Annotated in this window: 3 protein-coding genes; all 3 read left to right on the forward strand. The window is 48.5% G+C overall.

What is annotated here, in order from left to right; all coding sequences use genetic code 11:
* A partial coding sequence (locus F6K23_RS40235) for an ABC transporter substrate-binding protein (RefSeq protein WP_293166779.1) occupies positions 1-567 on the forward strand: 567 nt, incomplete at its 5' end.
* Between the two features lie 50 nt (positions 568-617).
* Complete coding sequence (cobO, locus tag F6K23_RS40240; protein WP_293166781.1) at positions 618-1,220, forward strand: cob(I)yrinic acid a,c-diamide adenosyltransferase; 603 nt, start codon at positions 618-620, stop codon at positions 1,218-1,220.
* A gap of 75 nt (positions 1,221-1,295) precedes the next feature.
* Positions 1,296-1,962 (forward strand): GTP-binding protein (locus F6K23_RS40245; protein ID WP_293166783.1); only part of this gene is annotated, 667 nt, incomplete at its 3' end.

A 1,962-nucleotide genomic window follows, 5' to 3' on the forward strand; every position in this document is an offset into this window, starting at 1 on the left:
TCCGTGCTTGACCTGGGTAGCATGCTTGGCTGGGACACACTGCGGAATGATATCCGAAATATCGGTATCGTGTTACAGGAGCAAGAGCGTGCAGAGCAATTGCTGCTGCAGATAAAGCGCCGCCTCGAGCATGCTGCTATTCATGTGCCAGCTGCAGAGCGCAAGACCGCGATGTGGTTAGCAGTTTACGGCGGCAAGCTCGCAGGTGGTACTGTGGGTAGTAGCCGTCACCATTTGTTACGGTTTGCTGGCTTACGCGATATTGTTGCTGGAACGGTCGATTTTGGCTGGCCGAGTTATAGTGTCGAAGAGGTTTTAGCCTACGATCCAGACTATATTGTTACCGGCGGTGGCATGTCTGGTGGTTCGATGGCTGAAGACATTCGAGCGATGCCGGGCTTGAACCAGCTACGAGCAGTGCGTGAAAATAATATTATCACGATGCCGAAGGGGACGGATGATACTGGCCCTGGTTTGGTAGAGGCAGTTGAATTTCTTTGTGATGCGGTTTATGGGCCGCCGCCAGCCATTGAACGTGCCTTGTTGCCCGAAGAAGAAAAGAATTAAATCAAACGATAAAGAAGTAGAAACTCATAAAATAACATAGGAATATCATCATGACCCCCGAACAGTTACAAAAACTCAAAGCAGCAAAAGATAAATCGCATAATAAACGTGAGGGTAATGAAAAAGGTCTCTACATTGTCCATACTGGTATGGGGAAAGGCAAGACCTCGGCAGCAATGAATATGGTCTATCGCCATCTTGCCCATGGTAGGCGTGCAGCGGTCGTTCAATTTGTTAAAAGTACCGATGCTTTTGAGTCAGGTGATCGGATCATGCTCGAGCGCCTCAGTGAACTTGGCATGCCGGTCAGTATCGATGTCTTGGGTGGTGGATTTACTTGGGAAACGCAAGATCCACAAGCTGATCGTCAACGTGCGCAAGAAGCCTTTGCTCGTGCGGTCGAGCTGATTAATGATCCCGATGTGCCCTTAGTCTTATTGGATGAACTACATATTGCCTTGAAGCATGGTCAGCTTGATCTTGCGCAAGTTGTCGAGGCCATCAGTAACAAGCCTGCTATGTGCCATGTGATCACGACTGGCCGCCGTGCTCCTGAAGAGCTTATTGAATTGGCAGATTTAGTGACCGATTTCACTAAGGTTAAACATCCGATTTCCGCCGGAATACCGGCACAAATTGGCATAGAATATTAGGTCGTTTTCTGAACGTCAGGGTGTTATTTCTTTAATAGGTAAGCTAGACCAGAATGCTAGGATGAGGGTATAATAATGACAGCAACTCGAGTACCGGTAACCTTGATCACCGGTTTTCTTGGCAGTGGTAAGACGACGTTAATTTGTTCCTTGTTACGCCAGGTTCCCGACCTTAAAGCCGCCATTTTGATAAATGAATTTGGCGATGTGAGTGTTGATGGTGAGATTATTCGCGCAGATGATGCGACTTGCGGACGAAAAGTATGTGATTTGCCTGCTGGTTGTATTTGCTGTACCGTGCAAGATGAATTTGTGCCCACGCTAACCAAGGTGCTACAAGAACATCAGCCAGAACATATTATCATCGAAGCCAGTGGTCTTGCAGAACCTGCGCCAGTGATTGATGCCTTACGCTGGCGTGAACTGGCGCATCTGGTTGAACTTGATGCCGTGATTGCGGTGGTTGACGGGGAACAACTGTTGAGTGGTCGTTACACCAAAGGCCAGGTAGCGCCTGATGTTGAGGTGCCAGAGCATGTGGTATCGATTCGCACGGTGTTCGCTGAGCAATTAGAACATGCGGACCTCGTACTGCTCAACCGTGCAGAACAATTAGATCAGGCGGGGGTTGAACAAGCCGAGGTCTTATTGCGTGACGTTGAGCACGACCTTGGAGTTATTGTTCCGGTTAATAATAAAGAATTGCCAGCTGCAGCGGTACTCGGTCATGGTGGTCATGATA

It is taken from the genome of Okeania sp. SIO2C9, from assembly GCF_010672455.1.
Lineage (GTDB): Bacteria > Cyanobacteriota > Cyanobacteriia > Cyanobacteriales > Microcoleaceae > Okeania.

What these genes read in the sequence shown, in the direction of transcription:
- cobO (WP_293166781.1), top strand. Translation starts at nt 618, where the DNA reads ATGACCCCCGAACAGTTACAAAAACTCAAAGCAGCAAAAGATAAATCG.